Source organism: Sphingomonas gilva, assembly GCF_003515075.1.
GTDB classification, from domain to species: domain Bacteria; phylum Pseudomonadota; class Alphaproteobacteria; order Sphingomonadales; family Sphingomonadaceae; genus Sphingomonas; species Sphingomonas gilva.
Genome location: NZ_QWLV01000004.1, coordinates 91,056 through 115,653, shown reverse-complemented (window position 1 = coordinate 115,653; position 24,598 = coordinate 91,056). Strand labels below are relative to the sequence as shown.

Annotated in this window: 28 protein-coding genes and 1 tRNA gene; 8 read left to right on the top strand and 21 right to left on the bottom strand. The window is 69.0% G+C overall.

The window, feature by feature from the left end; all coding sequences use genetic code 11:
- Nucleotides 1–51 precede the first annotated feature (51 nt).
- The 7 genes from aroA to D1610_RS10630 all read left to right on the top strand — a co-directional run bounded on the left by aroA (nucleotide 52) and on the right by D1610_RS10630 (nucleotide 6,553).
- Entirely contained in the window at nucleotides 52–1,380 is a 1,329-nt protein-coding gene (gene aroA / locus D1610_RS10660; protein ID WP_118864166.1) for a 3-phosphoshikimate 1-carboxyvinyltransferase, read from the top strand.
- Between the two features lie 13 nt (nucleotides 1,381–1,393).
- The gene (gene cmk / locus D1610_RS10655; RefSeq protein ID WP_118864165.1) at nucleotides 1,394–2,023 is read left to right on the top strand and encodes a (d)CMP kinase; all 630 of its coding nucleotides are present in this window, start codon (nucleotides 1,394–1,396) and stop codon (nucleotides 2,021–2,023) included.
- Between the two features lie 202 nt (nucleotides 2,024–2,225).
- Nucleotides 2,226–3,944: a 30S ribosomal protein S1 gene (rpsA, locus tag D1610_RS10650; protein ID WP_118864164.1), complete on the top strand. Its 1,719-nt coding sequence runs from the start codon at nucleotides 2,226–2,228 to the stop codon at nucleotides 3,942–3,944.
- 214 nt (nucleotides 3,945–4,158) lie between these two features.
- A complete protein-coding gene (locus D1610_RS10645) occupies nucleotides 4,159–4,437 on the top strand; it encodes an integration host factor subunit beta (protein WP_118864163.1) in 279 nt (92 codons plus the stop codon).
- 50 nt (nucleotides 4,438–4,487) lie between these two features.
- Nucleotides 4,488–4,574, top strand: a tRNA-Leu gene (locus D1610_RS10640).
- Nucleotides 4,575–4,678: 104 nt separating this feature from the next.
- Nucleotides 4,679–6,103 carry an ABC transporter substrate-binding protein gene (locus tag D1610_RS10635; protein ID WP_245942156.1) on the top strand — a complete coding sequence of 475 codons (1,425 nt, stop codon included), beginning with the start codon at nucleotides 4,679–4,681 and terminating at the stop codon, nucleotides 6,101–6,103.
- A 6-nt stretch (nucleotides 6,104–6,109) separates the two neighbouring features.
- Complete coding sequence (locus tag D1610_RS10630) at nucleotides 6,110–6,553, top strand: DUF4112 domain-containing protein (RefSeq protein WP_118864161.1); 444 nt, start codon at nucleotides 6,110–6,112, stop codon at nucleotides 6,551–6,553.
- Here the strand turns inward: D1610_RS10630 and D1610_RS10625 are convergent.
- The 8 genes from D1610_RS10625 to D1610_RS10590 all read right to left on the bottom strand — a co-directional run bounded on the left by D1610_RS10625 (nucleotide 6,525) and on the right by D1610_RS10590 (nucleotide 14,242).
- Nucleotides 6,525–7,226 (bottom strand): ribonuclease T2 family protein, encoded by a 702-nt coding sequence (locus tag D1610_RS10625; RefSeq protein ID WP_118864160.1) that lies wholly within the window; start codon nucleotides 7,224–7,226, stop codon nucleotides 6,525–6,527. The genes D1610_RS10630 and D1610_RS10625 overlap by 29 nt on opposite strands.
- Nucleotides 7,226–8,071, bottom strand: a complete 846-nt coding sequence (gene nadC / locus D1610_RS10620; protein ID WP_118864159.1) for a carboxylating nicotinate-nucleotide diphosphorylase — start codon at nucleotides 8,069–8,071, stop codon at nucleotides 7,226–7,228. The genes D1610_RS10625 and nadC overlap by 1 nt, the downstream gene beginning before the upstream one ends.
- A 166-nt stretch (nucleotides 8,072–8,237) precedes the next feature.
- The gene (gene nadA / locus D1610_RS10615) at nucleotides 8,238–9,248 is read right to left on the bottom strand and encodes a quinolinate synthase NadA (protein ID WP_118864158.1); all 1,011 of its coding nucleotides are present in this window, start codon (nucleotides 9,246–9,248) and stop codon (nucleotides 8,238–8,240) included.
- Between the two features lie 170 nt (nucleotides 9,249–9,418).
- The gene (locus D1610_RS10610) at nucleotides 9,419–10,135 is read right to left on the bottom strand and encodes a DUF4230 domain-containing protein (RefSeq protein ID WP_245942149.1); all 717 of its coding nucleotides are present in this window, start codon (nucleotides 10,133–10,135) and stop codon (nucleotides 9,419–9,421) included.
- Entirely contained in the window at nucleotides 10,120–10,974 is an 855-nt protein-coding gene (locus D1610_RS10605; protein ID WP_118864252.1) for an MBL fold metallo-hydrolase, read from the bottom strand. Before D1610_RS10605 ends, D1610_RS10610 begins: the two co-directional genes overlap by 16 nt.
- Nucleotides 10,975–11,280: 306 nt before the next feature.
- Entirely contained in the window at nucleotides 11,281–12,747 is a 1,467-nt protein-coding gene (locus tag D1610_RS10600; RefSeq protein ID WP_118864157.1) for a M56 family metallopeptidase, read from the bottom strand.
- A complete protein-coding gene (locus tag D1610_RS10595; protein ID WP_118864156.1) occupies nucleotides 12,744–13,112 on the bottom strand; it encodes a BlaI/MecI/CopY family transcriptional regulator in 369 nt (122 codons plus the stop codon). The genes D1610_RS10600 and D1610_RS10595 overlap by 4 nt, the downstream gene beginning before the upstream one ends.
- A 359-nt stretch (nucleotides 13,113–13,471) precedes the next feature.
- Complete coding sequence (locus D1610_RS10590; protein WP_245942147.1) at nucleotides 13,472–14,242, bottom strand: helix-turn-helix transcriptional regulator; 771 nt, start codon at nucleotides 14,240–14,242, stop codon at nucleotides 13,472–13,474.
- A gap of 126 nt (nucleotides 14,243–14,368) precedes the next feature.
- Here D1610_RS10590 and D1610_RS10585 point away from each other — a divergent pair, with 126 nt between their 5' ends.
- Nucleotides 14,369–14,767 (top strand): hypothetical protein, encoded by a 399-nt coding sequence (locus tag D1610_RS10585; protein ID WP_222926991.1) that lies wholly within the window; start codon nucleotides 14,369–14,371, stop codon nucleotides 14,765–14,767.
- A 47-nt stretch (nucleotides 14,768–14,814) separates the two neighbouring features.
- Here D1610_RS10585 and grxD read toward each other — a convergent pair whose 3' ends face one another.
- From grxD to D1610_RS10520, 13 genes are all read right to left on the bottom strand, one after another.
- Complete coding sequence (gene grxD / locus D1610_RS10580) at nucleotides 14,815–15,147, bottom strand: Grx4 family monothiol glutaredoxin (RefSeq protein WP_118864154.1); 333 nt, start codon at nucleotides 15,145–15,147, stop codon at nucleotides 14,815–14,817.
- 11 nt (nucleotides 15,148–15,158) lie between these two features.
- Nucleotides 15,159–15,389, bottom strand: coding sequence for a BolA family protein (locus D1610_RS10575; protein ID WP_118864153.1), 231 nt, complete (start codon nucleotides 15,387–15,389; stop codon nucleotides 15,159–15,161).
- A gap of 6 nt (nucleotides 15,390–15,395) precedes the next feature.
- Complete coding sequence (locus D1610_RS10570; protein WP_118864152.1) at nucleotides 15,396–15,722, bottom strand: DUF1476 domain-containing protein; 327 nt, start codon at nucleotides 15,720–15,722, stop codon at nucleotides 15,396–15,398.
- A gap of 170 nt (nucleotides 15,723–15,892) precedes the next feature.
- Nucleotides 15,893–16,894 (bottom strand): NADPH:quinone oxidoreductase family protein, encoded by a 1,002-nt coding sequence (locus D1610_RS10565; RefSeq protein ID WP_118864151.1) that lies wholly within the window; start codon nucleotides 16,892–16,894, stop codon nucleotides 15,893–15,895.
- Nucleotides 16,895–16,911: 17 nt separating this feature from the next.
- Nucleotides 16,912–17,490, bottom strand: coding sequence for a 3-isopropylmalate dehydratase small subunit (leuD, locus tag D1610_RS10560; protein ID WP_118864150.1), 579 nt, complete (start codon nucleotides 17,488–17,490; stop codon nucleotides 16,912–16,914).
- Nucleotides 17,490–18,335, bottom strand: coding sequence for an N-acyl homoserine lactonase family protein (locus tag D1610_RS10555; protein WP_118864149.1), 846 nt, complete (start codon nucleotides 18,333–18,335; stop codon nucleotides 17,490–17,492). Before D1610_RS10555 ends, leuD begins: the two co-directional genes overlap by 1 nt.
- On the bottom strand, nucleotides 18,332–19,780 hold the full coding sequence (gene leuC, locus D1610_RS10550) for a 3-isopropylmalate dehydratase large subunit (RefSeq protein ID WP_118864148.1): 1,449 nt from the start codon (nucleotides 19,778–19,780) through the stop codon (nucleotides 18,332–18,334). The genes D1610_RS10555 and leuC overlap by 4 nt, the downstream gene beginning before the upstream one ends.
- Nucleotides 19,781–19,818: 38 nt before the next feature.
- On the bottom strand, nucleotides 19,819–20,553 hold the full coding sequence (locus tag D1610_RS10545; RefSeq protein ID WP_118864147.1) for a hypothetical protein: 735 nt from the start codon (nucleotides 20,551–20,553) through the stop codon (nucleotides 19,819–19,821).
- 104 nt (nucleotides 20,554–20,657) lie between these two features.
- Entirely contained in the window at nucleotides 20,658–21,344 is a 687-nt protein-coding gene (locus tag D1610_RS10540; RefSeq protein ID WP_118864146.1) for a glutathione S-transferase family protein, read from the bottom strand.
- The gene (locus D1610_RS10535; RefSeq protein WP_245942144.1) at nucleotides 21,341–22,204 is read right to left on the bottom strand and encodes an alpha/beta hydrolase; all 864 of its coding nucleotides are present in this window, start codon (nucleotides 22,202–22,204) and stop codon (nucleotides 21,341–21,343) included. The genes D1610_RS10540 and D1610_RS10535 overlap by 4 nt, the downstream gene beginning before the upstream one ends.
- Complete coding sequence (locus tag D1610_RS10530) at nucleotides 22,201–22,851, bottom strand: 3-oxoacid CoA-transferase subunit B (protein WP_118864249.1); 651 nt, start codon at nucleotides 22,849–22,851, stop codon at nucleotides 22,201–22,203. Before D1610_RS10530 ends, D1610_RS10535 begins: the two co-directional genes overlap by 4 nt.
- A 2-nt stretch (nucleotides 22,852–22,853) precedes the next feature.
- Nucleotides 22,854–23,894 carry an HAD family acid phosphatase gene (locus D1610_RS10525; protein ID WP_118864145.1) on the bottom strand — a complete coding sequence of 347 codons (1,041 nt, stop codon included), beginning with the start codon at nucleotides 23,892–23,894 and terminating at the stop codon, nucleotides 22,854–22,856.
- Entirely contained in the window at nucleotides 23,891–24,598 is a 708-nt protein-coding gene (locus D1610_RS10520) for a CoA transferase subunit A (protein WP_118864144.1), read from the bottom strand. Before D1610_RS10520 ends, D1610_RS10525 begins: the two co-directional genes overlap by 4 nt.

Below are 24,598 nucleotides of genomic sequence, written 5' to 3'. Positions count from 1 at the left end.
ACAGGGGCGCGCCTTGCCATAGCGAAAGCGCGCTGTCAAAAGCCCGCGCCGATGACCCATCCCGCACCGCAACCGCGCGTCATTTCCGCACCCGGCCCCTTGCGCGGGACCGTCCGCGTGCCGGGCGACAAGTCGATCAGCCACCGCGCGCTGATGCTCTCCGCGCTCGCGGTCGGCGAAAGCCGGATCGAAGGCCTGCTGGAGGGCGAGGACGTGCTCGCCACCGCCGCCGCGATGCGGGCGATGGGCGCCGATATCATGCGCGGCGGCGATGGCGTCTGGCGCGTCCACGGCGTCGGCGTCGGCGGATTGCTCCAGCCCGAAAGCGCGCTCGACATGGGCAATTCGGGCACCTCGACCCGGCTGCTGATGGGCTTGGTCGCGAGCCACCCGATCACGGCGACCTTCATCGGCGACGCATCGCTGTCGAAGCGCCCGATGGGCCGCGTGATCGATCCGCTGGCGACGATGGGCGCCGACATTACCGCCAGCCCCGGAGGCCGCCTGCCGCTGATGGTGCGCGGGCTGTGCCCGGCGGTGCCGATTTCCTACCGGCTGCCCGTCGCCTCCGCGCAGGTGAAGTCGGCGGTGCTGCTCGCCGGCGTCAATGCGCCCGGCATCACCCGCGTGATCGAGCCCGTCGCGACGCGCGACCATAGCGAGCGGATGCTGGCCGGGTTCGGCGCCGATTTGTCGGTCGAGATCGATGAAGAGGGCGCGCGCGTCATCTCGCTTGTCGGCGAGGCGGAGCTGAAGCCGCAGCAGATAGCCGTCCCCGGCGATCCCTCCTCGGCCGCCTTCTTCGCCGTCGCCGCCAGCATCGTGCCGGGCAGCGAGGTGCGCATCGCCAATGTCGGGCTGAACCCGACCCGCAGCGGCGTGTTCACGGCGCTCCGCGCGATGGGCGCGGACATCGAGGAGGTCGATGCGCGCAGCGTCGGCGGCGAGCCGGTGGCCGATCTGATCGTGCGCCACGCGCCGCTTGTCGCCGCCGACCCGGATCCCGCGCTCGCGCCCAGCATGATCGACGAATATCCGGTGCTGTTCGTCGCCGCCGCGCTGGCGAGGGGCCGCACCGAGATCCGCGGGATCGAGGAGCTGCGCGTCAAGGAATCGGACCGGATCGCAACGATGGCCGAGGGGCTCCGCGCGATCGGCGTCGCCTGCGAGGAACTGCCGGACGGCCTGATCATCGAAGGCCGCGACGGCGACGGGTTCCCGGGGGACGCGCAGGTCGCCTCGAAACTCGACCATCGTATCGCAATGAGCTTCGCGGTGGCTGGACTTCACGCCGCCAAGCCCATCAGCATCGACGATGCCGCGCCGGTGGCCACCAGCTTTCCGGATTTCTTCGAGTTGCTCGCACATCTGCAAAACTGAGTTCGAACCCTTCATGATCATTGCCGTCGATGGGCCCGCCGCGTCGGGCAAGGGCACGATCGCCCGCGCATTGGCCAAGCGCTATGGCCTGCCCCATCTCGACACCGGCCTGCTCTATCGCGCGGTCGGCCTGACGGTGCTGCGCGAGGGCGCCAACCCGGAGAACGAGGCGCACGCGATGGCCGCGGTCGATTTCGACGAGGCGCTGTTCGACGATCCCGAGCTGCGCGGCGACGAGGCGGGGCGCGCCGCGTCGCAGGTCTCGGCCCACCCGCTGGTCCGCGCCGCTTTGCTCAACCGCCAGCGCAAGTTCGCCCGCCAGCCCGGCGGCGCGGTGCTCGACGGGCGCGACATCGGCACCGTGATCGCGCCCGAGGCGGAGGTGAAGCTGTTCGTCAAGGCGACCCCGCGCATCCGCGCCCAGCGGCGCCATGCCGAGCTGCAGCGGCGCGGCAGCTTCGTCAGCTTCGACAAGGTGCTCGCCGACATCCGCGAGCGCGACGCGCGCGACATGGCGCGGGCCACCGCGCCGCTGAAACCGGCCGACGACGCGGTATTGCTCGATACCAGCTTCCTCTCTATAGACGCCGCGATCCAGCGGGCGGTCGCGCTCGTGGAGGCTCGGACAGCGGCAGCGGCCTGACAAGGCGCACCGCAGCGAGGCGCGTTGGCCATCGGCGTTGCCGATAGGGCTCACGCGCCCTTTTCGCTTGGGACGAACCTGCCGCGAATGCGCCACTTCGCGCGGATTCCGTGCGCGGCATGCGGCCGCGGGCGGGTGTGAGGCCAAGACCGCCGGACCCAACCGGCTGGCCGGAAACAATGACTGAGGACAGTTGAGCCATATGGCAACCATGACCAATCCGACGCGCGACGATTTCGCGAAAATGCTCGAAGAGACGCTCGGCGGCGCCGACAGTTTCGAGGGCCACGTCGTCAAGGGCACCGTCACCGGAATCGAGAACGACCTGGCCGTGATCGACGTCGGCCTGAAATCCGAAGGCCGCGTGCCGCTGCGCGAGTTCGCCAGCCCCGGCCAGAAGGCGGACCTGAAGGTCGGCGACGAGGTCGAGGTCTATGTCGACCGCGTCGAGAATGCGAACGGCGAGGCGATGCTCTCGCGCGACCGCGCCCGCCGCGAGGCCGCGTGGGACAAGCTGGAAAGCGAGTTCGGCGAGGAGAAGCGCGTCGAGGGCGTGATCTTCGGCCGCGTCAAGGGCGGCTTCACCGTCGATCTGGGCGGCGCCGTGGCGTTCCTGCCGGGCAGCCAGGTGGACATCCGCCCGGTCCGCGACGTCACCCCGCTGATGGACATCCCCCAGCCCTTCCAGATCCTGAAGATGGACAGGAAGCGCGGCAACATCGTCGTCTCGCGCCGCGCGGTGCTCGAGGAGACCCGCGCCGAGCAGCGCACCGGCCTGATCCAGACGCTGGCCGAGGGCCAGATCATCGACGGCGTGGTCAAGAACATCACCGATTACGGCGCGTTCGTCGACTTGGGCGGCATCGACGGGCTGCTGCACGTCACCGACCTCTCCTACAAGCGCGTCGGCCATCCGAGCGAGATGATCAACATCGGCGACACCGTCCGCGTGCAGATCATCCGCATCAACCGCGACACGCAGCGCATCTCGCTCGGCATGAAGCAGCTCGAAAGCGATCCGTGGGACGGCGCCGCGGAGAAGTACCCGGTCGGCGCGAAGCTCTCCGGCCGCGTCACCAACATCACCGAATATGGCGCCTTCGTCGAGCTGGAGCCCGGCATCGAGGGCCTGGTCCACGTGTCGGAGATGAGCTGGACCAAGAAGAACGTCCACCCGGGCAAGATCGTCTCGACCTCGCAGGAGGTCGACGTCGTGGTGCTCGAGGTCGATTCGGACAAGCGCCGCATCTCGCTCGGCCTCAAGCAGGCGATCCACAATCCGTGGGAGGCCTTCGCCGAGGCACATCCGGTCGGCTCGACCGTCGAGGGCGAGGTCAAGAACGCGACCGAGTTCGGCCTGTTCATCGGCCTGGACGGCGACGTCGACGGCATGGTCCACATGTCCGACATCGCCTGGGGCATCTCGGGCGAGGACGCGCTCAACCTGCACCGCAAGGGCGAGACCGTGCAGGCGGTCGTGCTCGACGTGGATGTCGAGAAGGAGCGCATCTCGCTCGGCATGAAGCAGCTTGAGCGCGGCGCACCGGTCGCCGGGGCGGCCGATGGCTCGAAGCTCGCGAAGAACGCGATCGTCACCGTCACCGTGCTCGAGGTCCGCGACGGCGGTCTCGAGGTGCAGGCGGGCGACGACGGCGCGACCGGCTTCATCAAGCGCACCGATCTCGGCCGCGACCGCGACGAGCAGCGTCCCGAGCGCTATCAGGTCGGCCAGAAGTTCGACGCGATGGTCACCGGCTTCGATCGTTCGAAGAAGCCGACCTTCTCGGTCAAGGCGATGCAGATCTCCGAAGAGAAGCAGGCGGTGGCGCAGTATGGCTCATCCGATTCGGGCGCGTCGCTGGGCGACATCCTCGGCGAGGCGCTGAAGGCGCGCTCCGGCGGGGACGATTCGAAGAAGTAATCCGCGGCCGCGAAGCCGGGGACGGGGCGGGTCGCGTTACGGCGCGGCCCGCCCTTCTTCGTCGCATCGAAGCGGCGGCGTGTCGCAATTCGCCTATAGATTCGTGGGCTTAGCAGCTAGCGTGCTGCTTCGATACGCCCGCGTAACTTTCCCCGATTGACACGGGCCAGATTCGGTTCATGTCGGGCGTATAAATCCAGCCGAGGAGGGCGGAATGATCCGGTCGGAATTGATCAAGGCCATTGCCGAAGAGAATACCGATCTGTCGCACGGCGATGTCGAGCGGATCGTGGCGTGCTTCTTCGACAGCGTGTCCGAACGCCTGGCGGAGAACGGCCGCGTCGAACTGCGCGGCTTCGGCGCCTTTTCCACCCGCGCGCGCGACGCGCGCACCGGGCGGAACCCCCGCACGGGCGCGGCCGTCGCGGTCACCGCCAAGCGGGTGCCCTATTTCAAGCCCGGCAAGGAAATGCGCGCGCGCCTCAACGTCTGATCGACGAGTGAGTTGACGGCGCCCCTCTCCCCGCGCCACGACGCGCCCATGCGGACGTGGCGAAACCGGTAGACGCAGCGGACTTAAAATCCGCTTCCCCAACGGGAGTGTGGGTTCGAGTCCCACCGTCCGCACCAGCCTTTCGGCATGAACCCCAGCCGGGTGGCGTCGCTTGGCCCGCGATGGCATGAGGGCGCGCATGGCGCGATTCCGTTCTCATGTTCTTGCCGGACTTGGTCTCATGGCCGCCCTCGCCGGCTGCGACCGGCGCAGCGATCTGGGGCCCGTGACCGTCAGCGTGATAGGCGAAGCGCCGCAGCTGGTCGCCCCGTCGCGCCGGTCGATCGGCGAGCCGTCGCGCCAGTTGATGCAGGCGACCGCGCAGGGGCTGGTGCGCTTCGACGCCGCCGGACAGGTCGAGCCGGGTCTCGCCGCCCGGTGGATCGTGATCGACGACGGCATGAGCTACATCTTCCGCCTGCGCGACGCGCGCTGGGCGGACGGCGAGAAGGTCACCGCCGACGCCGTCGTCGCCCGGCTGCGCGCGGCGATCGCGCCGGGATCGCGCAACCCGCTCAAATCCTCGCTGGGCGCGATCGACGAGATCGTCGAGATGACGCCCGAGGTGATCGAGGTGCGGCTGCGGTCGCCGCGCCCAGAGCTGCTCAAGCTGTTCGCACAACCCGAACTGGCGATCTTCGACCTGAAGACGCTGGACGGCAGCGGCCCGTTCGAGATCGCCGAGCGTGATCGCCGCTCGGTGACGCTGACGCCGACGCCCAGCCTCGACGATCCGCCCGAAGCGGGCGCGGAAGTCGATCCGCGCGAGACCGTCATCCTCCACGGCGAGCGGGCGGCGCGGGCCATCGCCCGCTTCGTCACGCGCCAATCGGACATGGTGACCGGCGGCACCTTCGCCGACTGGCCGCTGCTCGACCAGGTCGAGATCGATCCGGCCAGTCTGCGCGTCGAGCAGGTCGCCGGCCTGTTCGGGCTGGCGATCGTCGAGCGCGAGGGATTTCTGGCGGCGCCCGAGGATCGCGCCGCGATCGCCATGGCGATCGACCGCGCCGCGCTGGTCGAGATGCTGGGGCCGAGTTGGCAGGCGGAGACGGCGATCCTGCCCGAGCAATATGAATCGGCCCGCCCGCCGGTTCCGCCGGCCTGGATCAGCGCCTCCCCCAATGATCGCCGTCTGGCGGCGGCGGCGCGGGTGGCGGTGTGGCGCGCGGCCAACGGCGATCCTCCCGCGCTCCGCCTGGCGCTGCCCGATGGGCCGGGAAGCAATCTGGTCTTCGCGCGCATCGCCGCCGATCTGCGCGCCATCGGGCTGACCGTCGAACGCGTCGACGAAAGCGCGGACGCCGATCTGCGGCTGATCGACATGGTGGCACCCCATGACAATGCCCGCTGGTTCCTGATGCAGGCGTGCCGGCTGTGCAGCGAGGTGCCGAGCTTCGCGCTGGAGGCGGCGCGCGACGCGCCGACGATGGCGGACCGCGCCGCGCGGATCGCCGAGGCCGACGCGGCGGTGACCGCCGACGCGGCGTTCATCCCCCTCGCCCGCCCCTTGCGCTGGTCGCTGGTGTCGCAGCGGCTGCGGCAATGGACCGCCAACCCGCGCGGGGTGCACCCGTTGAATCACCTGCGCGCCGACACCAACTGACAGGGCATGACACGCGCTCCCTTCGGCCCCGACACGATCGAGGGCCTCGCCAAATCCCTCCCGCAGATCGGCCGCGACCCGGCGTCGGTCCGCCAGCGGGTGGAGGCGATGGAGCAGTTGCTGGAGGGCCTGTTCACCATCCCCGGCACGAAATTCCGCGTCGGTCTGGACACCGTGGTGGGCCTTGTGCCGGTGGTCGGCGACTTCGTCACCGCGGCGATGGGCGCATGGATCGTCTGGGAGGGCCGCAACCTGGGCATGTCCAAATTCCAGCTGGCACGCATGGCGGGGCATATCGGCATCGACACGCTGGTCGGCGCGGTGCCGGTGGTCGGCGACCTGTTCGACCTCGCTTACAAATCCAACACCAAGAACCTGCGCATCATCAAGCGGCACCTGGACAAGCATCATCCGGCCACCGTCACGATCGACCAGCCGCCCGTATCCTGAGCGGCCGGCTCGCGTTGCGGCCGCGATCATAGGCGTTGCAGCGCCGCGGCCGGAAGGCGGCGTCGAGGCAGATCTTGACCTCCACCAGATAGTCGTCGCGCGTCGTCGCCACGCCGAGGCTGGCTTCAGGCAGCCAGCGATTGGCGCGCGCGAAGGCGCGGCGGAAACCGGCTACGGTCGTACCGCGACGGGCCAGCGACGCCATGTCCGGATAGCGCAGCTTGGCGTAGAGCTTCTTCGAGGCGCGCAGGTAATCGCGGGCGTCGGTCGTCGCGCAGGTGCCGTGCTTGGCCCATTGGTGCTGGATCAGCTGCGCCGAGGGGCTGATGCAGAGATTCTCGCGGATCAGCGCTTCGGGCAGGCGCGGCGCATAGGCGCACCAGCGCGGATTGGCGCCGCCCGCCGCCTGCGGCCAGAGACCGTGGAGGACGAAGCCGAAGCGGCCGTCGCGGCACTGCAGCCGCTCGCGCGGGCGGGTCGCGCGGCCGCGGCAATATTGCGGCGACCAGCTGAGCGCGAGGACATAGCCGGTGACCGGCCGCACCACCGGCTCCTCGTCATCGGGCACGCGCTCGACATAGGGGCGCGGAATCTCCCGCGGGATCGGGCAGGACAGCGTCTGCGCGAAGACGGGCGCTGGGAGCACAACCAGTCCGATCGCCAGCCACCGCATCACGCCGCCTGGAAATCGAGCCCGATATCGGCGGCGGGGGCGGACTGGGTGAGGCGGCCGACCGAGATATAGGTGACGCCGGTCTCCGCGATGGCGCGGATGGTGTCGAGCCGGACGCCGCCCGACGCCTCGGTCGGCACGCGGCCGCCGACCAGCGTCACCGCGCCGCGCAGCATCGGCGGCGCCATGTTGTCGAGCAGCAGATGGGTGGCGCCCGCCGCCAGCGCGGGCTCGATCTGGTCGATCGAATCGACCTCGACGATGATCCGCTCGATCCCCGCCGCGGCCGCGCGCCGGACCGCTTCGCCGATATCGCCCGCCACCGCGACATGGTTGTCCTTGATCATCGCCGCGTCCCACAGGCCCATGCGGTGGTTGGTCGCGCCGCCCATGCGGGTCGCATATTTCTCCAGCAGGCGCAGGCCGGGGATGGTCTTGCGCGTATCGAGCAGGATCGCGCCGGTGCCGGCGATCCGGTCGACATAGGCGCGCGTCATGGTGGCGATGCCGGTCAGGTGCTGGACGGTGTTGAGCGCCGAACGCTCGGCGGTGAGCAGCGCGCGGGCGTTGCCCCTGAGCCGCATCACATCGGTGCCCGCCGGCACGCGCTCCCCCTCGCCGACCAGCGCCTCGATCTCCACATCCGGATCGAGCGCGCGAAAGAACGCCTCGGCCAACGGCAAGCCTGCGATGGTCGCCGCCTCGCGGCTGTCCATCACGCCGGTGAAGACGGCATCCGCCGGGATGACGGCGGCGGAAGTGATGTCGCCGGCCTCTCCCAGATCCTCCGACAGCGTGTCGCGAACGAATCGGTCGAGGTCGAATCCTGCGAGCGCGAATCTCATGCCGGGCGCCGGAAGGTGAGGAAGGTGAGACTAGGCGCCACCTCCCTTCCCCTCCCCGGCCGAGCCCCGGTGCCGCGGCGGTGGAGAGAGGAAAGGCTGATCATCGCGCCATGTTGCACATATCGATCCATGTAGGACAGAGGCAGTGAAGCGGAACGTGCGCCGATCAGTCGCCGGTGACCTTCACCGGCCCGAGATCGCCCATCCCCACCGTCGCCGACGCCATCGCCAGCATCGCATCGAGGCTCTTCTTCGCCTTCAGGCGCAGCTCCTCCTCGATCTCGATGCGCGGTTCGAGATCGCGCAGGGCGATGTAGAGCTTCTCCATCGTGTTGAGCGCCATATAGGGGCAGATGTTGCAGTTGCAGTTGCCGTCCGCGCCGGGCGCGCCGATGAAGGTCTTTTCCGGCACCGCCTTTTCCATCTGGTGGATGATGTGCGGCTCGGTCGCGACGATCAGCGTGTCCTGCGGCATCGTCTTGGCGAATTCGAGGATGCCGCTGGTCGAGCCGACATAATCCGCATGGTCGAGCACATGCGCGGGGCATTCGGGATGCGCGGCGACGGGCGCGTCGGGGAACTGCGCCTTCAGCTTCAAGAGCTCGGTTTCCGAGAAAGCCTCGTGGACGATGCACACGCCGGGCCAGAGCAGCATGTCGCGTCCGGTCTTGCGCGCGAGATAGCCGCCCAGGTGCTTGTCCGGGCCGAAGATGATCTTCTGGTCCGCCGGGATCTGGCTGAGGATCTTTTCCGCCGAGCTGCTGGTGACGATGACGTCCGACAGCGCCTTCACCGCCGCCGAGCAGTTGATGTAGGTGAGCGCGATATGATCGGGATGCTGCGCGCGGAAGGCGGCGAACTGTTCGGGCGGGCAGCTGTCCTCCAGCGAGCAGCCGGCGTCCATGTCGGGCAGCACGACGATCTTTTCGGGCGACAGGATCTTCGCCGTTTCCGCCATGAAGCGGACGCCGCAAAAGGCGATCACATCGGCGTCGGTCGCCTGCGCCTTGCGGGAGAGGTCGAGGCTGTCGCCGACGAAATCGGCGAGGTCCTGGATCTCCGGCTTCTGGTAGTAATGCGCGAGGATGACGGCGTTGCGCTCCTTGCGCAGCCGATCGATCTCGGCGCGCAGATCAAGCCCTTGCAGGCTGCCACCGATGCCACCGCGTGCGTCCATCACCGATCCTCCGTTGGCCCCCATTTAGGCAGTCGCGACCAAGGAGCAACCGGGGTTCTCATTCGATCGAAACTAATCGTCGCCCCTGCGCAGGCAGGGGCCTCTGGGTTTGTGGCACATCCGTACGCCGCGCTTGTCGCCTGAGGCCCCTGCCTGCGCAGGGGGCGACGCTAGTTGGTGTTACCCAGAACCTCTTCGATCGCCCGGCTGCGGTCCATCTGTTCGTTGTCGCGGTTCCCCCGTTCCATCGGAAAGGTCACGATCACGCGGGCGTCGCCATAGCCCAGCGGCTCGAGCGGGGCGGCGAGCAGGCGGGCCACGGCGCGCCTGGCATATTCGCGCGCCTGGGCGAGGCGCTCGGGCGAATTGGCCTCTTTCGTCACCCGTCCTTGCGCGTTGCGCGAAGTCTGGCGGGCGAGCGCCTCGCCCGCCTCGCGCGTGACGAACAGGCCGCTGGTGCGCACCAGGGTGCGCGCGCCCTCATCGGTGTTGGGCTTGCCCACTGTCACGTCGGGCGCGTCGACGATCAGCGTGCGCGTCTCCGCGTTCCATTCGATGTCGTCCGCCTCGATCGCCGATGCGTCGACGAAATAATCGACCGAATAGGGCATCTTGATCACCCGGTCCGACTTGAGCAGGCCGAAGCCGCGGACATCGGCGGCGGTGCTCTGGATCGTCCCCGAAAGCTCGGCGACCTTCAGGCTGCTCATGCCCGCCAGCCGCGCGGTGACCATCTGGGTGACGGGCGGCCCGCCCGACTCCGGCTCGGTGACGGCGTAGCTCTCGCGGTACTCGCCGAACGCCAGCCAGGCGACGAAGCCGATCACCATCAGCGCGGCGACCGCCGTCAGCACGCGCAGCGTCGGCGTCATCACGCGCTGCGCCATGTGTCTCCCTCTTCGACCACCACGCCGCGCTGCCTCAGATCGACAAGATGCGCCAGCACCGATCGGCCCGCGGCGCCGCTGAGGCGCGGATCGAGCCCGACATACATCTTCTCGACCATCTGCGGGATCGCGCGCGGCTGTTCCCTGAGCAGGCGGATGATTTGGCCCTCGCGCTGCTTCCTGTGCCCCATCATCCCGCGCACGAGGCGCTGGGGCGTGTCGACCTGCTCGCCATGCGCGGGGTAATAGACCCTGTCGTCGCGCCCGAGCAGCCGGTCGAGGCTGGCCATGTAGGCCGCCATGTCGCCGTCGGGCGGCGAGACGACGCTGGTCGACCAGCCCATGACATGATCGCCGGTGAACAGCGCCTTCTCCTCCGGCAGCGCGAGGCAGAGATGGTTGCTGGTGTGGCCGGGCGTCGCCACCGCTTCGAGCGTCCAGCCGGGGCCGGCAAGCGCATCGCCGTCGGCGAGCGCGCGGTCGGGCCAGTAATCGGTGTCGAAGGCCGCATCGGCGCGCGGGCCGCCATCCTCCAGCACCAGCCGCGCGCAGCCGGCGATCGGCGCGGCGGTAGCCGCCTTGAGCGGCCTGCTCGCCGGGCTATGGTCGCGGTGGGTGTGGGTGCAGACGATCGCCGCCACCGTCTCGCCCTCGATCGCGGCGAGCAGCGCGTCGACATGCTCTGGCAGGTCGGGCCCGGGATCGATCACCGCGACCTCGCCATGCCCGACGATATAGGTCTGCGTGCCGAAATAGGTGAAGGCGCTGGGATTGGGCGCGAGCACGCGGCGGACCAGCGGAGAAAGCGTGATCGCGGTTCCGGTGGGCGGGCGTTCCATCGTCCCGACATGGCCATCGCGCGCCACCATGGCAAGCCGCGGAGCTTCACGGCTTCTCCGTGAACCGGATTGCGCTGGCAACCATCTATCCGCCCTCGTCACCCCGGACTTGTTCCGGGGTCCATCGTGCCACGAACGCCAATCCCTGCAGCCCTTGCGGAGGCATGGACCCCGGAACAAGTCCGGGGTGACGATTAGGTTGAGGCAGCGATGGACCAACATCCCTACGCAAGAAAAAGGGGCCGGACGTTCCCGCACGCCCGGCCCCTTCCACTCCCCGCTCCCTGCCGGGGCTGACGGACGCGGTTACTCCCCCTTGCGGAGCTCCGCTTCCATTTCGCGTCGGGCTTCCTCGATGCCGGCGAGCGCCTCCGCGCGATCCTCCGCGCTCAGTTCTGCTGCGGCGATCGATTCGCGCGCGCTGTCCAGGCTGGCGAGGGCGCTCCGCATGGCGTCGAGCCTGATCTTCTCGGCATCGACCGCATGGCGCGCGGCAAGCGCGGCATGGCGTTCGATGCGGTTGGTGCAGATGATCGTGACCTTCTTGCCGCCGTCCTCACGCCGGATGACATTGGCCTTGCCGTCGCCCTCGCCATCTCCGCAGTCGCGCGAGTCGATATGGGGGATGTCGGCGTCGTTCCAGGCGATCTCCTTGCCGTCGCGGATCACCTTGATCTTGCGCTTGACGATCTTGCGATCCTCATCGCTCAGCGCGGGCGGCGCCGGTGGGGCGGGCGGCGCGGGCGGCGCTTCGACGGCCTGCGGCGCGATGGGCGCCGGCGGGACCGCCGGCACGGCGGGCACGGGCGGAACCGGCGGAACGACAAGCGCGGTGACGACCCGCTCGCTCGCCTTCTCGATCGCCGCGGTCGCCTCGCCGCCCGATGCGGTGGCGGCGAGCGCCGCGCCGGTCAGCAGCATCGTCGCCAGCGCGCCGATCGCGACGCGGGTGCGCGACTTGGCCTTTGCGTTCAGCATTCTCAATCTCCCCTTCAACTGTTCGATGGTGTGCAGGTGGCAGGCTGCGCTGATTGCGCCGCCGCGCGCCGACTTGACGATCGCCGAGCCATAGGCGTGACGGATGCCCGGATCGGCGGCGATCACGCGCGCATCGCAGGCCATTTCCTGATCGGCGCGGAAGGCGCGGAAGGCGCGCCAGGCGAGCGGGTTGAACCAGTGGACCGCGAGTATCGCGAGCGCAGCCGCGTTGGCGACCAGATCGCCGCGCTGGTGGTGGGCGATCTCGTGCGCCAGCGCCAGGCGCTGCTCGAACTCGTCGTAGGAGGCGCGGAAATCGGCCGGAAAGGCGACATAGCGCTCCAATATGCCGAAGGCGAGCGGTCCCTCTCCGCCGCACGTCTCGACCACGCGCACCCCGCCGACGCGCGCGGTTTCGGTCGCGCCGTCGAGCAGGCGGCGGCGCAGCCGGACGAAGGCGATCACCTGCCAGGCGACGAACGCCGCGCCGCCGGCCAGCCACAGCGCCGCGAGGATGGCGCCCCATGACCAGACGGGCGGCGCGGCCGCCGCGACGGTCGAGTCGATCACCAGGATCACCTCGCCCGCATCGGCGATCGGGTTGGCCGCCTCCGGCCAGATGCGCGGCATCAGATCGGGCGGCAGGACCATGCGCGCGGCCGGGATCAGCCACAGCGCATAGGCGATGGCGGGGCCGAAGGCGGCGCGGACGGGGGCGCGGAGCAGCAGCACCAGCGCCATGAGCAGGCTCGACGCGATCAGCGTCTCGATCAGCCAGGGGACGACGCCGCTCATGACCGGAGCGCCTTCAGCAGCGCCTCGATCTCGGCGATGTCCTGGTCGCTCAGCTCGTCGCGCTCGGCGAGGTGGGCGACGAGCGGGCTGACGCGCCCGCCGAACAGGCGATCGACCAGCCGGCGCGATTCGCCATGGGCGAACGCCTCGCGCTCCAGCCGCGGCCGGTAGAGGTAGCGGCGGCCGTCCTCCTCATGCGCGACCGCCTCCTTGGCGAGCAGCCGGCCGAGCAATGTCTTGACGGTGTTGAGGCTCCAGCCGCGGTCCGGCGCGACGCGGTCCGCCACCTCCTGCGCGGTGAGCGGCGCCTCGTTCCAGAGCGTCTCCATCACCGCCTGCTCGGCTTCGCTGATGCGTTCGGCCATCGCGTCCCTCCCTCAACGATCACGGATGTAGTCGTTACGCCTACATCTGTAAACTTGTGGCTGAACGGGTGGTGAATGGCATGTCGCCCCTGCGCAGGCAGGGCCTCAGGCGGCAAAACGCGGGCGTTGGATGTGCCCCAGGCCTGGCGGCCCCTGCCTCCGCCGGGGCGACGGATGTGTCGAGAGACTTTACACCACCGGTACGCGGTTAATTCGGCTTAAGCATCGCAAGCCCCGGTTTCGCGCGGTCTGGACAAAATGGCACGCGCGGTGCATCACGCTGCCCGACTCTCCAAAGGGGTCTCGCTTCAAGAGGGCGGCGCGAAGGGTTGGTCCCCGTCGCGCCGCCCTCGCCCGTTTCAGGCGGCCTTGAGAATCGCCAGCGTCGCCGCATCGGCGGGCAGGAACGATTCGATGGCGAGCTCGGACAAGGTCACGTCGAGCGGCGAGCCGAACACGCTGGTCATGCTAATCAGCGACAGCCGGCCCGCGGGGGTGTCGAGCAGCAGCGGAATGGCGATCGCGTTGGGCGTGACGGCCTGGGCGTCCTCGCCGCCGGGATAGGCGCGAAGCTCGGCAAGCAGCGCGGCCAATGCCTCGTCCCCGCTCGCGGCGATCTGCTCCTCCAGCCGGCGGAACAGCGATGCGCGCCATTCGGGCAGGTTGGCGATCCGCGGCGCCAGGCCGTCAGGGTGCAGGCTGAGGCGGAGCGGGTTGACCGGCGCGGCAAGCAGTTCGGGCGCGACCCCGCCCATCAGCGCGAGCACCGGCGCATTGGCCTCGACCATCGTCCAGTGGCGATCGACCACCAGCGCCGGAAACGGCGCGAAGGCGGCGAGGATGTGCGAGATCGCCGCCCGCGCCGCCGCCATCGCCGCATCGTCCAGCCCACGCTCGCCATGCACCGGCGCGAAGCCCGCTTGCAGCAGCATCGCGTTGCGCCCGCGCGGCGGCACGTCGAGCTGTTCGGCGAGGTTGAGGATCAGGTCGCGGCTGGGCCGCGCGCGCCCGGTCTCGACGAACGACAGGTGCCGCGTCGAGATGCCGGTGTCGAGCGCGAGGTCGAGCTGGCTGCGCCGGCGATGCGTGCGCCAGCGGCGGATTTCCTGGCCGATTGTCTGCGTGTCCATGCGCACGACCATAACCCGCCGCATCGATCCTGCCATTACCCCACAGGTAATCGACCGCATGACCTCGATTCGCCTAGCCAGTGATCGTCGCTCCAATGGCGGGGCGCGAGACACATGGAGGTCATCATGTCCGAAGCCCTGTTCCTGAAGCGCGTTTTCCTGGCCGATGCCGCGACCTGCGCCGCCTGCGCCGCGCTGCTGCTGGCGGGAGCGGGCGCGCTGTCGCCGCTGCTGGGCCTGCCCTATCCGCTGCTGTTCTGGGCGGGCGCGGCGCTGGTGCCGGTGGCCGCGCTGTTCGCCTTTATCGGCACGCGTCAGCGGCCGCCGGTCGCGCTGGCGGTGATCGGCATCCTCGGCAACGTGCTGTGGGTGGTGGAGAGCGCGATCACCATCGAGATGGTCGCGGGGATCACGACGCTGGGCATCGCCTTCGTCGCGATGCAGGCGGCGGCGGTCGCGGTGCTGGCGGCGCTCGAGACCTGGGGTCTGCGGCGGATGCAGGCGGCTCGAGTCAGCGCCGCGTGAGAATCGCGTCGCCCCTGCAGAGGGGCGACGCGGCTATTTCGGGAAGCTCAGCCCGCCTTCGCCAGCCCGTGCTGTTCGAGCAGCTGGGCGAGCTCGCCGGCCTCGTACATCTCCATCATGATGTCCGATCCGCCGACGAATTCGCCCTTCACATAGAGCTGCGGGATGGTCGGCCAGTCGCTGAACTGCTTGATCCCCTGGCGGATGCCCTGGTCCTGCAGCACGTCGACGCTTTCGTACGAAACGCCGAGATGATCGAGGATCGCGACCGCGCGGCTGGAAAAGCCGCATTGGGGGAAGAGCGGGCTGCCCTTCATGAACAGCAGCACGTCGTTGTTGGCGACGAGTTCGCCGATGCGGGCCTGGGGGTCTTCGGTCATGGTCAATTCCTTCACGGCGCGGCCGTGGTCAGTTGCAGCGCATGGAGCACGCCGCCCATACGCCCTTCGAGCGCGGCATAGACCGCGCGCTGTTGCGCCACGCGCGGCTTGCCACGAAAACTTTCGGAGACGACGCGCGCGGCATAATGATCGCCGTCGCCCGCCAGATCGGTGATCTCGACGGTGGCGTCGGGGATCCCCGCCTTGATCAGCGCCTCGATCTCGTTCGCGTCCATCGGCATTGCGGATCAGCCCTGCGATTCGATCAGCTGGCGGCGCGCCTCGACGGTCTTCTCCTCGATCGCGCGGCGGACCTCGGCCTCGTCGACATCGGTTTCCGCCGCGGTCAGGTCGCCGACCAGCTTGCGCACCACGTCCTCGTCGCCCGCTTCCTCGAAATCGGCCTGGACGACCGCGACGGCATAAGCGTCCGCCTCCTCCGCGGTCAGCCCCATCTTCTCCGCCGCCCAATGGCCGAGCAGGCGGTTGCGCCGCGCGATGATGCGGAACTGCATCTCCTCGTCGCGCGCGAACTTGGTCTCGAAAGCGCGCTCGCGATCGTCGAACGTGGTCATAGGCGTACCATTCCCCTTGGCGTTTCCGCCGAGATAGGGGGCAGACGGGCAATTGCCAATCCCGTCAGCGCAACGTCGCCGTCGCCCCTGCGAGGGCAGGGGCTGCTGGGTTTGCGGCGCAATCGACGCCGCCCTGGCGGCCCGAGGCCCCTGCCTTCGCAGGGCGACGGTCAATCCGCGACCTTCACCACCAGCTTCCCGATCGCGCCGCGCGCCGCCATCTTGGCGATGGCCTTGCCGCCGTCCTCGAACGCGAAGGTTTCCGACACCGTGGGGCCGATCTTTCCCGCCTCCCACAGGCGGAACAGATGGTCGATATGCGCCTGGTTGGCCCCCGGATCGCGCGCGGCGAAGGCGCCCCAGAAGACGCCGCAGACGTCGCAGCTCTTGAGCAGCGTAAGGTTGAGCGGCAGGCGCGGGATGCCGGCGGGGAAGCCCACCACGAGATAGCGCCCCTCCCAGCCGATCGAGCGCAGCGCCGGCTCGGCATAGTCGCCGCCGACCGGATCGTAGATCACGTCATATCCGGTCTTGCCGCCAGCCGCCTTGAATTGCTCGGCGAGCGCCTTGGACTGGTCCTTGTCGAACGGCGCGCGCCCATAGACGATGGTCTCGTCCGCTCCGGCCTTTTTGGCGGCGGCGGCCTTCTCCTCGGAACTCACCGCGGCGACGACACGCGCGCCGAACGCCTTGCCCAGCTCGACCGCCGCCAGCCCGACGCCGCCCGCGGCGCCCAGCACGAGGAGGTTGTGCCCCTCCTTCAGATGCCCGCGGTCGAGCAGCGCGTGGATCGTTGTGCCATAGGTCAGGATCAGCGACGCGCCCTCTTCGAAGCTGCGACCCTCGGGCAGGCGGAACACCCGGCTCGCGTCGATGACGATCTTCTCGACCAGCCCGCCCGATCCGGTGGTGGCGAGGATGCGGTCGCCCGGCGCCCAGCCGGTGACGCCCTCGCCCACCGCCTCGACCACGCCCGAGACCTCGCTGCCCGGCGCGAACGGCCGCGGCGGCTTGAACTGGTATTTGTCCTCGATGATCAGCACGTCGGGATAGTTGATCGAGCAGGCCTTGACCGCGACCAGCAGCTGGCCCGGCCCCGCGACCGGATCGGGCAGCTCCGACATCTCCAGCGTCTCGGGCCCGCCAACGGCTTTCGAAAGTAGCGCCTTCATCGATCCTGCTCCCTATGTCAGAGCCAGGGCCGCGTCTCCTCGACCGCCGACTCGTATTTCGAAATCGCGGTATCCCTTGCCAGTGTCAGGCCGATCTCGTCCAGCCCGCGCATCAGGCAATCGCGGCGGAAGGGGTCGAGCTCGAAGACGAAGCGGTCCTGGAAGGGGGTGGTGACGGTCATCGTCTCCAGATCGACGGTGACCGGATGGTCCTTCGCCACCTCGAGCAGCCGGTCGACCGCTTCCTGCGGCAGCACCACCGGGACGATACCGTTCTTGACCGCATTCCCTGAGAAGATGTCCGAGAAACTCGGCGCGATCACCGCTTGAACGCCCATGTCGCCGAGCGCCCAGGCGGCGTGCTCGCGGCTCGATCCGCAGCCGAAATTGTCGCCGGCGATCAGGATCGGCGATCCGGCGTAGCGCGGATCGTCGAACAGGTTGGCGGGATCCTTGCGCACCGTCTCGAACGCGCCCCTGCCCATGCCCTGTCGGCTGATCGTCTTCAGCCAGTGCGCGGGGATGATCACGTCGGTGTCGACGTTCTTCGCCCCCCAGGGATAGGCGCTGCCCGAAACGGCGGTGACGGCCTCCATCAGTCCGCCGCTTGCGGGAAGGCCGGCAGCTTGGCGATGTCGGCCGGCTCGTGCTGGATGATCACGGTCGCATTGGCGTTCTTCGCCATGTCCTTGAACCGCTTGAACGAGGCGAGCGTGTCGGCGCGGTCGGTGTTGAAGCTCGGCACGCCCTCGCTTTCGTAATTCTCGGTGAAATGCGCCTGGTCGCCGGTCAGCAGCACATCGCCCTTGTTCTTCAGCTTGACCATCAGCCCGTGATGCCCCGGCGTGTGGCCGGGCAGGTCGATCATCCGCACGCTGCCGTCGCCGAACACGTCGCGGTCGCCCTGCACCGGCTCGACCTTGCCGCCGCCCGAGATCCAGTGGCGCACCGCATCGGGGTTGAGCCGCTTGTCGGGCGTCTTGGCCGAAAGCTCGTTCCAGTCGGCCGCGCCGATCAGCAGCGTCGCGCCGGGAAAGCTCGACGCCTGGCCGATATGGTCGAAATGGAAATGGCTGATGCCGACGCGGCCGATCTGCTCGGGCTTGATGTTCAGCTGCGCGAGCTGCTCGACCAAAGTCGTGGTGACGGTCGCGTCCATCGGCAGCTTGGGATCGATCGGCTTGCCCTTGATCGCCGCGGGGAGGCCGGTGTCCCAGATCATCAGATCGTCGCCGTGGCGGATCAGATAGCAGCTGGAGGCGAGGTTCTTCGACTTGCCGACATAGGCGTCCGTATCGGAGAACTGGTTGAGGTCGTTGGCGGCGACCGTGCCGCAATCGAGCCGGGTCAGCGTGACCCTGGCGGCCGGCTCGGACGCGGCGAACGCCGCCACGCCGCTGACGATGGTGCCCGCGACGAGCACGAACAAGGCTCTCCTCATATCTCCGCCCCCTCCTTCACATAATCCCGCACATCGGCCAGCCGCCCGGCGATCGCCGCCGCCGCGGCGCTTGCCGGCGATACCAGATGCGTGCGCGCCCCCGGCCCCTGCCGCCCGACGAAATTGCGGTTCGAGGTCGATGCGCAGCGCTCGCCCGGCGGCACCTTGTCCGGGTTCATCGCCAGGCACATCGAGCAGCCGGGCTCGCGCCATTCGAAGCCCGCCTCGGTGAAGATGCGGTCCAGCCCCTCGGCCTCGGCCTGGCGCTTGACCAGTCCCGATCCCGGCACGACCAGCGCCTGGCGCACCCCGCTCGCGACATGGCGGCCCCTGGCCACCGCCGCTGCGGCGCGCAGGTCCTCGATCCGGCTGTTGGTGCAGCTGCCGATGAAGATATGCTCGACCGCCACATCCTGCATCGCGGTGCCCGGCGTGAGGCCCATATAGTCGAGGCTCTTCCTCGCCGCCTCGCGCTTGGCCGGATCGGCGAAGCTGTCGGGATCGGGCACGCGGCCGGTCACGGCCACGACGTCCTCGGGGCTGGTGCCCCAGGTCAGCGAGGGGGCGATGTCGCTCGCCGCGAGCGTGACGGTGCGGTCGTAGCGCGCGCCCGGATCGCTCGGCAGGCCGCGCCACCAGGCGAGCGCCTTGTCCCAGACCTCCCCCGCCGGCGCCATCGGCCGGCCCCGCAGATAGGCGTAGGTGGTCTCGTCGGGCGCGATCAGCCCGGCGCGCGCGCCGCCCTCGATCGACATGTTGCTGACCGTCAGCCGCCCCTCGACCGACATCGCGCGGATCACGTCGCCGGTATATTCGATGACATGGCCGGTGCCGCCCGCCGCGCCGATCCGGCCGATGATCGCCAGCACCACGTCCTTCGCATAGACGCCGAAGCCCAGCGTGCCGTCGACGCGCACCTCCATCGTCTTCGCCTGCTGCAGCAGCAGGGTCTGCGTCGCGAGGACATGCTCGACCTCCGACGTGCCGATTCCGAAGGCGAGCGCCCCCAGCGCGCCGTGCGCGGAGGTGTGGCTGTCGCCGCAGACCAGGGTGGTGCCGGGCAAGGTGAAGCCCTGTTCGGGCCCGACGACATGGACGATGCCCTGCTCGGGCGCGACCGCGTCGATATAGCGGATGCCGAACTCGGCGGTGTTGGCCTCCAGCGCGGCGAGCTGCTGCGCGCTTTCGGGATCGGCGATCGGCAGGCGCCTACCGTCGGCGTCGAGCCGCGGCGTGGTCGGCAGGTTATGGTCAGGCACCGCCAGCGTCAGATCGGGCCGGCGGACGCGCCGCCCCGCCGCGCGCAGCCCCTCGAACGCCTGCGGGCTGGTCACCTCGTGCACCAGATGGCGGTCGATATAGATCAGGCAGGTGCCGTCGTCCCGGCGCTCGACGACATGGTCGTCCCAGATCTTTTCGTAGAGCGTGCGCGGTCGGCTGGCCATGCCAGCGCAGTTAGCGCTTTCACACGCGCGCGCAAGGCTCAGCGCATGAAGGCGCTCGACCAGGCCGCGAAGGAGAGCCACCAGTCGGTCTGCCAGACCGCGAGCCTCAGCGCCTGTGAGGCGATCAGAACGCTCGCGCCGATGATGGTGACGAGATGGACGCGCCGGCTCGACGCGATGTCCCAGGCGATCAGCGCGATCAGCAGCAGATCGGGGATGCCGAACATCGTGATCGGCCCGATCATCGCCTCGGGCCAGGGCATCCGCCCGAAGGCGGGCGACATCATGCCGATCATGCCGATCAGCATCAGCCGCTTGTGCACCTGCGGTTTGCGGCGGTTGAGCAGCGCCGCGCCGAACAGCCCGGCGAACACCGGAATGTCGATCAGCGGGATGGCGAGCCAGCTCATCGGGTCCATGCCCGGCGGCGCGGAGCCGCGCGCAGCGGCGCTGAGCGCGGTCAGCGCGGCGACGATCACCATCACCGCGACCAGCCCCATCCCGACGAGGCCCAGCCGCATGTGCAGCCGGACATTGCCCGCCGCGACCAGCGTGGCCTGGGTGACGAACAGCAATATCCAGGCGCTGAACACCAGCCCGTGCAGGTGAGTCAGCGGCGTGATCGGCCGTCCGCCGCCGGTGACCGGAAGCCAGTAATAGGTCGGCCCGAAGCCGATCAGCACGGCGAGCAGCATCGCCCAGGCCATGCCGGCGTAGAACAGCCTCTCGCTCTTGATCCGCGGCCTTACCGGCGCGGGCGCCACAGTCGCCATCGCTCACCCCCCGACAAGTGATTCGTGCGACCGCAATTGCGCCGCCTCGTCCGGGCGACGGCTGCGGGTTCATACTTCACAATCGAGCGGCGCAAAAGACCCGATCAGCGGGCGCGATAATCGGCCGTGATCGTGCCGCAGATCGCCAGCTCGGCCTCGTGGCTCGCCTCGCGCCAATGCTCGGCCAGCGCGGCCGTCTCCCATTCGCGTATCGCCGGATGGGCGAGCATGTTGTCGACCCAGCCCTGCCCCGCCACGCCGACCTCGAGCCCGTAGGTGCGCACGCGGAACGCGACCGGCGCGTAGAAGGCGTCGACCGCAGTGAAGGCGTCGCCCGCCAGCCACGGGCCGCCGAAGCAGCCCAGCCCCTCCGCCCACAGCTCGGCGATGCGCCCGACATCCTTCCTGAGCGCGTCGGACATCGGCTTGGGCGCGACTCGGACGCCGACATTCATCGTGCAATCGCTCCTGAGCGCGGCGAAGCCGCCGTGCATCTCCGCCGAGGCGGACATCGCCCAGGCGCGGGCGTCCTCGCTCGCCGGCCACACCTGCGGATAGCGGTCGGCAAGGTAGAGCGCGATGCCGAACGAATCCCACACCGTCCGCTCCCCGTCGATCAGCACGGGCACCTGCCCGGTGGGAGAAAATGCGCGGAAGTCCTCGTAATTGCTCGGCTTGGTGAACGGTTCCAGGCGATCCTCGAAGGGGATGCCCAGCGCCTTCATCAGCAGCCAGGGCCGGAGCGACCAGCTCGAATAATTGCGGTTGGCGGTGATGAGGGTGAGGGTCATGGCATCGCCTTGTCGAGAAATCGGACGCTGTCGTCCAGCACCGATGCCTTGCCGCGAAACGGTTTCGAGATCGCCATGACCACCTCCTCGTGGCTGAGGCCGCGATAGTTACGATATTCGACCGGCGCGCCGAGCGATTCGAGCTTCTTCGCCAGGTTGATCGCGTTGCGCGGGCGGACCACGGTGTCGTCGCTCGAGGTGACCAGCAGCAGCGGCGGCGCATCGGCGCGGGCGAAGGTGATCGGCTGGGTCATCGCCGGATCGGCGGCGCCCTTCATCGCCTCCACCGCGCGCGGGGAGGTCCAGGGGTAGAAGTCATAGGGGCCGCTGAGGCCCACGCCCGCCTTGACGATGCCCGGATCGACGCCTTCCGCCCCCAGCCAGCGCCGGTCGAGCGCGAGCATCGCCACGGTGTACGCCCCGGCCGAATGCCCCGCGAGCGCGACACGGTCCGGATCGCCGCCATAGCGCGCGATATTGTCGCGCACCCATTTCACCGCCTGCGCGCCGTCCTGGACGAAGGCGGGAAAGCGGACGCCGGGAACCTTGCGGTAATCGGGCACGACGACGACGTAACCGCGCCCGGCATAGGCGCGGCCGGCAAAGCCGTATTCCTGGCGCCGGCCCTTCACCCAACCGCCGCCATGCCAGAAGATCAGCACCGGCCGTGGCCGATCGGCCTCAGCTTCCGGCCGCCAGACATCCAGCCTCTGGCCGTGCGTGCCGAAGGCGATGCCCTCGCCCGCGCGCTCGACGCCCGATCCGCCGCCGGTGATCCGGTCGAGCCCGTTGAGCATCCCCGGCGGCGAGCAGGCCGACAGCGTCGCCGCCAGCCCGATGCCGAGGACGCCCGGCCTCACGCGATGTAGGTCGCTGTCGTCTTGGCGGCGACCTCGTCGGCGGTGACGCCCGGCGCCAGCTCGATCAGCTTGAACGGGCTGTCGTGATCGGGCCGCTGGAACACGGCAAGATCGGTGATCACCATGTCGACCACGTTCTTCCCCGTCAGCGGCAATGTGCACGAGGGGATGAACTTGGGATCGCCGTTCTTGCTGGTGTGCTCCATCACCACGATGATCTTCTTGACGCCGGCGACCAGGTCCATCGCCCCGCCCATGCCCTTGATCATCTTGCCCGGGATCATCCAGTTGGCGATGTCGCCATTCTCCGCGACTTCCATCGCGCCCAGCACGGTCAGGTCGATATGCCCGCCGCGGATCATCGCGAAGCTGTCCGACGAGCTGAAATAGACCGACGACGGCAGCTCGCTGATCGTCTGCTTGCCGGCGTTGATCAGGTCGGGATCTTCCTCGCCCGCATAGGGGAACGGCCCGATCCCCAGCATCCCGTTTTCGGATTGCAACGTAACGGTCATTCCCGCGGGGATGTGGTTGGCGACCAGCGTGGGGATGCCGATGCCGAGATTGACGTAATAGCCGTCCTTCAACTCCCTGGCGGCGCGCGCCGCCATCTGGTTGCGATCCCAGCCCTTGCTTTCCTGGGCCATCTTCATTCGTCTCCCATCGGATCGGACCAGCGCTTGTCGGCCGGGAAGACCTGGTCGAAACCGCCAGCGACCCCCGATCCGTAAACAGGATTGGGCAGGATGAACCAGCCGCTGCCCCAAAGCGGCGCGACCATCGGCTGGACCGCCACCGCCCGCCGCGCAGAGATCGGCGAATAGGTGTTGAACAGGTCGCTGAAATCGCCGAGCTGATCGCCCACCAGCGCGACCACGCAATATTTGTCGGCGATCCGCCAGCGGCGCTCGTCCTTGCCGCCCTCGGCGCCGTCTTCGCGCAGCCACAAGGTGTCGCCCGGGACGGCGCTCCCCAATCCGGCGCCCTCGAGCGCGGCGGCGGTCGCGGCGGCATTGGCGGCAGAGCGGTTGGAGTTGAACACGACCGCGATGCCGGCGCGCCGCGCCGCCTCTATCGCCTCGCGCGCGCCCGGCACGGCGGAGACCTGGTTCGCGCCGGTCTGCTCCCAGCGCTGCCAGCGCGCCTCGTCATAGGCGGCGCCGGTGCGCGCGGCATGGCCTTCGAAGCCGACGTTCAGCAGGACGGTCTCGTCGATGTCGAACACCACCGCCAGCGGCTTGCCGTCGCAGGGCACGAAGCCCGGCCGGTCGAGCGTCGCCCCCTTGGCGAGGACCGTCGAGATCGCGGGACGGCCGGCGATCTTGTCCTGCGCACGCGATGCGAGCCATTCGCCGAGCGCGTTATAGGCCTGGACGCCGGTGGCGGCGGCCTCGCCCGATCCGTAGAGATAGCGCATGGCCGATGCGGGCTCGAGCGGCGCCGCGGAAGCCGGCGGCGCGGACGGTGCAGCCGGCTTTGGAGCAGGAGACGCGCTTGCCGGCGGCCGCTCCGCCACGCGGACAGGTGCTGCGGCCGCTTCCGGCGGCGCAGCGGGAGCCGACGATTCCTCCGATCCCGAATCGAGCACCGACTTGCCGGCCAGCGTGCCGGTCGCCGCCAGCGGAATCGCCGCGGCCACGCAGCCCGAAAGCAGCGTGGCGGTCGAACAAAGCGCCAGTAGACGGATCATGGCTCAGCCCTCTCGCGTACGGTGCGGAACTCGATCTTCTTGTCGTATGGGCTACCTATGATCATGCGCTTCACATAGATGCCGGGAAGGTGGACCGCATCTGGATCGAGGCTGCCGGCCGGCACCACCTCCTCCACTTCGGCGACGCATATTTTTCCTGCCGTCGCCATGGGTTGGTTGAAGTTCCTCGCGGTCTTCCTGAAGATCAGGTTGCCCGCCTCGTCGGCCTTCCAGCCCTTGATGATCGAAAGATCGGCGCGGATGCCGCGTTCCAGGATATAGTCCTCGCCGTCGAAATTCTTGATCTCCTTGCCCTCGGCCACCTGCGTGCCGACGCCGGTCCTGGTATAGAAGCCTGGGATCCCTGCGCCGCCCGCGCGGCAGCGTTCGGCAAGCGTGCCCTGGGGGCAGAACTCGACCTCCAGCTCGCCCGCCAGATATTGCCGCTCGAACTCCTTGTTCTCGCCGACATAGCTGGAGATCATCTTGCTGACCTGCCGCGTGCGCAGCAGCTTGCCCAGCCCCTCGCCGTCGATCCCGGCGTTGTTGCTGGCGATGATCAGGCCGGAGACCCCCGAATCGCGGATCGCGTCGATCAGCCGTTCGGGGATGCCGCAGAGGCCGAAGCCCCCGGCGCAGATGGTCATGCCGTCATGCAGCAGCCCATCGAGCGCGGCGGCGGCATCGGGATAGAGTTTCTGCAC

Coding starts and splice junctions, on each gene's coding strand:
- grxD (WP_118864154.1), bottom strand. CDS start 15,147: ATGACCGAAGACCCCCAGGCCCGCATCGGCGAACTCGTCGCCAACAAC.
- D1610_RS10630 (WP_118864161.1), top strand. CDS start 6,110: ATGACACGCGCTCCCTTCGGCCCCGACACGATCGAGGGCCTCGCCAAA.
- D1610_RS10530 (WP_118864249.1), bottom strand. CDS start 22,851: ATGGCCCAGGAAAGCAAGGGCTGGGATCGCAACCAGATGGCGGCGCGC.
- D1610_RS10585 (WP_222926991.1), top strand. CDS start 14,369: ATGTCCGAAGCCCTGTTCCTGAAGCGCGTTTTCCTGGCCGATGCCGCG.
- D1610_RS10610 (WP_245942149.1), bottom strand. CDS start 10,135: ATGGCGCAGCGCGTGATGACGCCGACGCTGCGCGTGCTGACGGCGGTC.
- rpsA (WP_118864164.1), top strand. CDS start 2,226: ATGGCAACCATGACCAATCCGACGCGCGACGATTTCGCGAAAATGCTC.
- D1610_RS10595 (WP_118864156.1), bottom strand. CDS start 13,112: ATGGCCGAACGCATCAGCGAAGCCGAGCAGGCGGTGATGGAGACGCTC.
- leuD (WP_118864150.1), bottom strand. CDS start 17,490: ATGGAGGCCGTCACCGCCGTTTCGGGCAGCGCCTATCCCTGGGGGGCG.
- nadA (WP_118864158.1), bottom strand. CDS start 9,248: ATGGACGCACGCGGTGGCATCGGTGGCAGCCTGCAAGGGCTTGATCTG.
- D1610_RS10600 (WP_118864157.1), bottom strand. CDS start 12,747: ATGAGCGGCGTCGTCCCCTGGCTGATCGAGACGCTGATCGCGTCGAGC.
- D1610_RS10545 (WP_118864147.1), bottom strand. CDS start 20,553: ATGGCGACTGTGGCGCCCGCGCCGGTAAGGCCGCGGATCAAGAGCGAG.
- leuC (WP_118864148.1), bottom strand. CDS start 19,780: ATGGCCAGCCGACCGCGCACGCTCTACGAAAAGATCTGGGACGACCAT.
- D1610_RS10575 (WP_118864153.1), bottom strand. CDS start 15,389: ATGCCGATGGACGCGAACGAGATCGAGGCGCTGATCAAGGCGGGGATC.
- D1610_RS10525 (WP_118864145.1), bottom strand. CDS start 23,894: ATGATCCGTCTACTGGCGCTTTGTTCGACCGCCACGCTGCTTTCGGGC.
- D1610_RS10570 (WP_118864152.1), bottom strand. CDS start 15,722: ATGACCACGTTCGACGATCGCGAGCGCGCTTTCGAGACCAAGTTCGCG.
- D1610_RS10565 (WP_118864151.1), bottom strand. CDS start 16,894: ATGAAGGCGCTACTTTCGAAAGCCGTTGGCGGGCCCGAGACGCTGGAG.
- D1610_RS10555 (WP_118864149.1), bottom strand. CDS start 18,335: ATGAGGAGAGCCTTGTTCGTGCTCGTCGCGGGCACCATCGTCAGCGGC.
- nadC (WP_118864159.1), bottom strand. CDS start 8,071: ATGAGATTCGCGCTCGCAGGATTCGACCTCGACCGATTCGTTCGCGAC.
- D1610_RS10645 (WP_118864163.1), top strand. CDS start 4,159: ATGATCCGGTCGGAATTGATCAAGGCCATTGCCGAAGAGAATACCGAT.
- D1610_RS10635 (WP_245942156.1), top strand. CDS start 4,679: ATGGCCGCCCTCGCCGGCTGCGACCGGCGCAGCGATCTGGGGCCCGTG.
- cmk (WP_118864165.1), top strand. CDS start 1,394: ATGATCATTGCCGTCGATGGGCCCGCCGCGTCGGGCAAGGGCACGATC.
- D1610_RS10625 (WP_118864160.1), bottom strand. CDS start 7,226: ATGCGGTGGCTGGCGATCGGACTGGTTGTGCTCCCAGCGCCCGTCTTC.
- D1610_RS10540 (WP_118864146.1), bottom strand. CDS start 21,344: ATGACCCTCACCCTCATCACCGCCAACCGCAATTATTCGAGCTGGTCG.
- D1610_RS10590 (WP_245942147.1), bottom strand. CDS start 14,242: ATGGACACGCAGACAATCGGCCAGGAAATCCGCCGCTGGCGCACGCAT.
- D1610_RS10605 (WP_118864252.1), bottom strand. CDS start 10,974: ATGGAACGCCCGCCCACCGGAACCGCGATCACGCTTTCTCCGCTGGTC.
- aroA (WP_118864166.1), top strand. CDS start 52: ATGACCCATCCCGCACCGCAACCGCGCGTCATTTCCGCACCCGGCCCC.